This window comes from Endozoicomonas sp. ONNA2 (assembly GCF_024606365.1).
GTDB lineage: Bacteria > Pseudomonadota > Gammaproteobacteria > Pseudomonadales > Endozoicomonadaceae > Endozoicomonas.
In genome coordinates this window covers 1-6,317 of sequence record NZ_JAHHPO010001139.1, presented here as the reverse complement: position 1 = coordinate 6,317, position 6,317 = coordinate 1, and the positions used below count along the sequence as shown (strand labels likewise).

The following is a 6,317-nucleotide window of genomic DNA, read 5'->3' as shown; positions in this document are numbered from 1 at the left end:
ATCATCAGGAATACTGAGTTTAAAATGGGAAAGTTATTTTTAGACGACTCCTAAGTACCGATATACGCGCGGTTGGTGACTGTCAGACAAAAGTAACGGACTTGTTTGGGGGATTTGTCAGTCTGCCTGATAGAAACATTGCCAATGTTAGACAATGCACACGCGACTTCAGCAAAACCCCGCCTGATGTCATCACCGCCAGGCCCTTCATCGATAGCACACCCGATACCCTCTGTGAATCTTCACTCGGTTCAGCAAAGCTCCCTGACGTTAAAAAAAATCATCCTCATTTTTTTGAACACATCAAATCTTTACGACAGATTACTCCCAATTACCAACCCATCCCGAAAAGTGACAGCAAAGAACCGCTGGTTGATCAGTTTACCGGGTATGTGGCTCACTGGCTCCAGCTCGCCAATACACCATACGCCGATCGGGAAGCAGTCAAGACCCGTTTTGACGATAATCCTCCGGGGGATGAATCTTCACCAAAACGGCAGGAAGCAGGTAAACATCTGGGTATTTTTTATCCCCGGCATTATCAGGCCCATGAAATTCCCGGGTTGGCACAAGATTTCCACCTCAGGCAACACTCACTACCGCAGTTTTTTGACCTGACTTATATTTCCAGTTTTGTGGCACTGGATGAAGGGTATACGGCAAGTGAGTGTCTGAATGCTTTTTTTCACGGCCCTACCGTTGCGGACTGTGCGACGGTCATGCTGGCCTGTAACTATCGAGCTATTGAATCCATCATTGGCACCGACGAATTTAATCGCATCTTTGGTGCACCGGTCTCAAAGTTCAGAATTCCCTGCACGGTTTTCGATTCGCCTGAAAATGTCGCAAGAGTTTATGGCAGTTTAACATCGAACAATCTCGGTAACCCACTTTATACTCTGTTTGATGATCTTGGCAACACGCCACTGTTTTGCTCTGGCCCTCTTGCCAGGGGGCAGTCAGAATTGGCGATCAAAAAGGGTGATATCCTCTATATCCGTGGCGTTGAGAGCTATTGGGAGAAGCACAAGTCAGGGGCGGGTCTGGGGTTTAATCTGGTATGTATCGGGAAAAACAGCAGCGGAGTCAATCTCTATCTGGGGTTTGGTCCGAATGTCTTTGCTGAACCTAAAACCTGGGAGCAGATCAAAAACATACTGATTGATAGCTATAATGAACCCCAGAATCCTGTGACTATCTGCGCAATTAAAGAGGGTAATACGCGATATGCGTCGCTGGCTGACCATACCGTGTCACCGTGTCATCCTATTTTCGGTATCACCCACGTGCTTCGTTTCAACCTTGCACGCTGGCAACATACCCTGTGGCAATGTGATCAGGCCTGGTATCGGCAACCGCCGTTGGCTGTCCCTGCGATGATGAAACCAAAGCCGGTGGATCACGGTTCACTTTTTCCCAGTGAAAATTTTAATGCTGATTTGGATCAGTTCAAACCCGTCTCACCACAGCAGGAACGGATGCACGAGGTGGCACTTAAGTTCGCACACGCTGTGATAAATAACATAGGTGACGTTTTGCACAAAAAGCCCATGGGGCTATTTATGACCGGATTACCGGGAATTGGCAAAACGCATCTTTGTGTAGCTGTTGCCAAAAAAGTAGCCGACTATGGTGTCAACACCCTGTATATAGATGCGGTAAAAGCAGGTACGCTGTTTAATGACTCATTCGGTGATAAAGCGCGATGGAATAGAAAAATCGACGAAATGCTTGCCGGTAAGGATTTGGTGGTCTTCGATGATGTTAACGATAAGTACGGCTGTATCCATGAATTTCTGGCAAAAGCAATGAAATGTGGCAAAGTCCTGAAATCCGCTCTGCTGATGCATTATCGCAACTGGGTCAGTATCAAGGTTACAAGGCGGCAGGAGTGATTATTGAGGATGCCGTATCGATAGACGATATCGCCAGTAAACTCAATATTCCGGTGGATCAGATCCGTCGGGTGGGTCACTACTTTTTGCCTGGTCACCACTATGTAAGCCCCGATTACTTTTTAAGCGATTTATCCAAAACTGTGCATCGGGCTGTTTTTATGGACGGAGGTATTATGTATGAAGAAAGTCATATCATACAATTCTTGAATGTTGTTCAGAAAGTACACGATGAAGGCTTGAAGCTGGTGGTCATAACCAGTAATCCCTTGCTATTGCTAGAAAATGTACAGGAGTGTTTAGAGACCAACTTCTGTTTGCAAGAGGAAAAACCTCGCATTACTGACCGGCTCGAACATATGTTCCGGCTATTTTCAAAATCCAGCCTCACGGGTACAACAAACCGCTCCTGAAAACCCGATTTCTCGATAAACAGCCTCCCAGGTGTTGCGGGTTTTGTATTGGAACCACAAAGCTTTTGCTTCTGGAATTAATAGATAGATGCTCAATGTCTATCGTAAGAACAGGCACCGGCTCAACAAAAACAGGTGTCTTTGCTTATGCATTTTTCTGCAGATAGGGATGTTGCAATGCCTCGTTCACAGAGATGCGTTTTGTCGGGTTTGGTTCGGTCAGCCTGCTGAACAGGTCAGCTGCGTCCGCATCATAGCCATGTATCCTGTTGGTGATCAATTCCCGTTGTTTGATGAGGTAGTTGAATACACATTCATTGGTGAAAGTTTTGAGATCCCTTCTGCTCTTTTCTGCAGTGTCAAAATCAATAAGCGTCAGGGGGGCTTCGGGGAGGGTTTGCGGGTTTTCCCGGCAATATTCTCCAGTTTCAGGGCCAATAAGTGGTGAAATGGCGTCTCCCGGGAAGAGTTGGGCAAAGATTACGCCCAGAGACCAGATATCGTTTTGCTCTTTTGCTATAGCAGTGAATCGGCAGGGGGCTTTTTTGGAAACTGAATCATCGACGCAGTCTTGCAAACGGTGATTATTAAATTGAAGAATTTCCGGTGCACTGTATTCTATTGCTCCCGTGTCAGCAAGCCTGCCTGTGGGTTTTGCAGTTCCAAGGTTAGCAATTTTAATGTCACCATTTGAACTCATGAATATATTGTCGGGCTTCAGGTGATTATGAATCCGGTCGACACGGTGAATGGCTTGAACACCCTTGAGCATTTGTCTGAAGATAGATTGAATGTGTTGTTTGTCCGGGGCTTCATTCAGACCTTTTAAAAAGTCCAGAAGGGTTGAGTTGAACGCCTCAGTTATCAAGTAATTCAGAGGACTGGCTATAGAAGATATGCCAAGGATCCCGGTCAGATATTCAGCACCGCTTTTTTTTCTTGAAATGTGGGCACCAAGACGAGCATAGGTAAAGCATTCTTCCAAAAAATCGTCAGTGTCATTTACCACTTTCATGGTGAAAGGCTGGCCATCTTTGGTGGTAATTCTGTATGCCGGATTAAAGTCCCCGGTACTCAGTCTGGAATGAAACAGGAAGTCAGGTTTTTGTTGGCAAGGATTTTCATATTCCTCCCCTGTCTTCTGGTCAGATGCTACCGGGCAGTTATTTTCCCCGACTGAACAGGTATCTTCCTGTTGCATAAAATTCCGGTACCATTCTGGATAATCAACGCCTTTAAAGTGGTCATCCATAAAACGACGGAAAGATTCGTGGTCAAATAAACACTCTATCCTGGTAATACTCAGTGTCGGTTTGTCTGCCTTTTTGGGGTCGATACCCTGTAGAAGCGATGAACCAGTTCGTGGCGAATCTGATTGCGCAGGGATTATTTTGTGGCCCGCAAGAGAAGTACTTGAACTACTTTTCAGGAGAGCATATCCACCAGCTGCACAAAGCAGCGCCATCAGACTTTCTTTGTAATTACGGACCAGCCATTGGGCAAAACGGGACCTGTAAGATGGCGCCTCAATACTGTCGGATGAGGAACTGGCCCGGGAGGTCGGCATACCAGGGGTATTGAGCAAGCGTTCTTGATTTGTGTTGTCTATCATGTGAGAAGCTCCGCTGATGTTGAAGATTTTGATGGTGTTTTTTACAGGCGTTAACTACTGAAACAGTCGCATAACTGTGACCATATCCTCCGGAATAAGTTCCCGTGCAATCCCCGGTCAACGGTTTCACTTGTTTAATGATTCTGGCCGTGGGTACCTGTGGCTCGCGGAGTTGTCCGGGCGTCGTCTTTATTTTGCCAGAGGGCGGGGGGAGCTTTTGGCATTTTCCATTTGGCAGTGAACTAAATCCTTTTTGAATGGTCCGTATCGGATGTGTCAGTAATACATAAACTGCATATCCCCTTAGAGATTTCGTGAACTACCACATGAAAAATTGAACATGCCAATCACCACAAACCCCGCTATTGCTTCCCAACCAAAAGCCGCACCACACGCTGATAAATCAGCGGTGTCTGCCTCCCCCGAAAACTGGCTAACCCGGGCGCTCAATTGCGCATATGAGACTGCTTGTGCTCTTCCCAACATCACTCGCATGATCGTCTCATCTCCTGGTAAGGCGATTATTTTTCTGACACTGGCGGGCCGATGTATTTCGCCGGTGAGAGCTTCTCCCCATTCTCCCTCCTCGGCAAGCACCGTAACTCCTTCAACATCAGGGCTGGACCCGTCGGTTTATGTACCTTTTGAACCTCCTTTTATACCACCGCGGGAAACTGAACCTGAGTGGATGGGGCTGGTGGAGAGTGGTCATCCTGCCAATGGAGGTCATGATCGCTCCCGCCCTGCAACCTCTGCACAAGGCTACAGTCAACCCGGTATGGAAACCGATACCCGTCCTGAGAACCGCTGTGTTGACAAGAGCCTGCTCCCTTTTTATTCAGGACCACGAATCAGCCTTGCTTGTCCGGGAAAGATGTTGCCATTGGATCAAAGCCGTAATGTACGGCAAGAGTATCTGCAGTGTGCAAAGGCCGGGTACTCCTGGACTCGTTATCCGGATTCGTTGGATGAAGCCGCCTGGCATGCAATGAAGAAGACAGACCCGGATCGGGCCGTCCAATGGTTACGTGACCTTCCGGCGCCGTAGTACGTCGGCATTTTGCACTATCCAATCGACCATGTCTGGCATTGGGAGGAGTGTCGGCTGGTTCAGGATCCGGTGCTTTGTGGCACTGAACGGGTATGTGATGAACCGCGCGGCGAACGCAACCATCGTCAGTCTGATACCCGCAGGTGCAGGAATATTCCCCGAAGTTGTTACGCCGATGTTCCCCGTGAGGGCCGCAGCCCCTGTGCCATGGGCAAACTGGTTTATCAGGTGGAATTTATGAAAAAAGACACGTCTGACTGGTGTCTTGGTCAACCCGGATTTATCCCCCGATTGGCCAATGGTTATGACCTGTTACGTGGTGAAGAAGAGCAGCTGTCGGTCAGTAATTTTGGGTTGCCTTCGGATCGACTGAACCCAATGCTGAACATTGATGACCCCAGGAATGCCTACAAAATTTACACACGCATTAATAATTATTGGATGCCTGACGCCCTTCAATGTCGCCCGAACGGTTTTGATAACGTCAGCTTTGAGGTTGTCACCGATCAGCGCATACGTTCCAGTCCACCCAATACGCTCTGGTTCCCCGGGGGCGATATGTCGGCAGCCATTGTGTGGGGGGGAGCATTTGATCTTGGCGGAGAGTATCAATCCAGGGGCTACCCTTGTGGATTAATCGTCGAGGATACGGCAAGTGCCACTTTCAAGGATCTGTCGTTGTCAACCATGTCCGTTGAAACAACACCGCTGATCAGGGTACAACTTTATGAATCCAGCTGGTGGGGAGAGCGACTGAAATCCACCGCCTATTTTGATGACCACATACAGCTGCTGGTGGACACCGTGGCTGATAACGGGGCCAGCGACAACTTCAGGGCATCGACGCGCTACCAGCTCAGTTTCGATGACGACACCGGTGCTGCAATTTACCGAACGTACCTGCCCGGACTCATCTACTATCCGGGTCGACTATTATTCTCCCCTGAAACGTTAAGTTACGAATACTATCTGGCTCCCGGTGCCCGATATACGTTCAAAGTCACCATGAACTTGAAAAATATGCCGTTCTATTTCCAACCCTGCGTATTAGAGCCGGCTGCTGCGGACTGCCAATGGTATGCATTATGGGGGTTGTTCAGTCCGGAGCGATATGAGTCTCGCAGTTTCTCCCGCAAAAGCCTGGATATTATCGTCACAACTCCGTCACAAGTTGACCTGAGAAGCTGGCAGCCAACATTTTGGACCCTTGTCGGTTACGCTCAGTTTATCGCTCCCTTTTATGGGGTCTGTAAAGTGGCCATGGCGAGGAATGGACTCTGAGTGCCTTGCATGGGAGGCTGTCCGAGAATAGCGCCCGACTGGGCGTCCCCGTAGCGAGGATGGCA

At 48.4% G+C, this 6,317-nt stretch carries 5 protein-coding genes; 4 read left to right on the top strand and 1 reads right to left on the bottom strand.

Translation table 11 applies throughout. From position 1 onward, the window contains the following. The first annotated feature begins 101 nt into the window (after nucleotides 1-101). Nucleotides 102-1,895: an ATP-binding protein gene (locus tag KDK14_RS20195; RefSeq protein WP_257267032.1), complete on the top strand. Its 1,794-nt coding sequence runs from the start codon at nucleotides 102-104 to the stop codon at nucleotides 1,893-1,895. Further along, entirely contained in the window at nucleotides 1,892-2,308 is a 417-nt protein-coding gene (locus tag KDK14_RS20190) for a hypothetical protein (protein ID WP_257267030.1), read from the top strand. The genes KDK14_RS20195 and KDK14_RS20190 overlap by 4 nt, the downstream gene beginning before the upstream one ends. 145 nt (nucleotides 2,309-2,453) lie before the next feature. Here the strand turns inward: KDK14_RS20190 and KDK14_RS20185 are convergent, their stop codons facing one another. After that, nucleotides 2,454-3,920, bottom strand: a complete 1,467-nt coding sequence (locus KDK14_RS20185; RefSeq protein WP_257267029.1) for a protein kinase — start codon at nucleotides 3,918-3,920, stop codon at nucleotides 2,454-2,456. 340 nt (nucleotides 3,921-4,260) lie between these two features. Between KDK14_RS20185 and KDK14_RS20180 the strand changes: the two genes are divergently transcribed. Together KDK14_RS20180 and KDK14_RS20175 are read left to right on the top strand one after the other, a co-directional pair. Continuing rightward, nucleotides 4,261-4,968: a hypothetical protein gene (locus KDK14_RS20180; protein WP_257267028.1), complete on the top strand. Its 708-nt coding sequence runs from the start codon at nucleotides 4,261-4,263 to the stop codon at nucleotides 4,966-4,968. 12 nt (nucleotides 4,969-4,980) lie between these two features. After that, a complete protein-coding gene (locus KDK14_RS20175) occupies nucleotides 4,981-6,252 on the top strand; it encodes a hypothetical protein (protein ID WP_257267027.1) in 1,272 nt (423 codons plus the stop codon). Nucleotides 6,253-6,317: the final 65 nt, after the last annotated feature.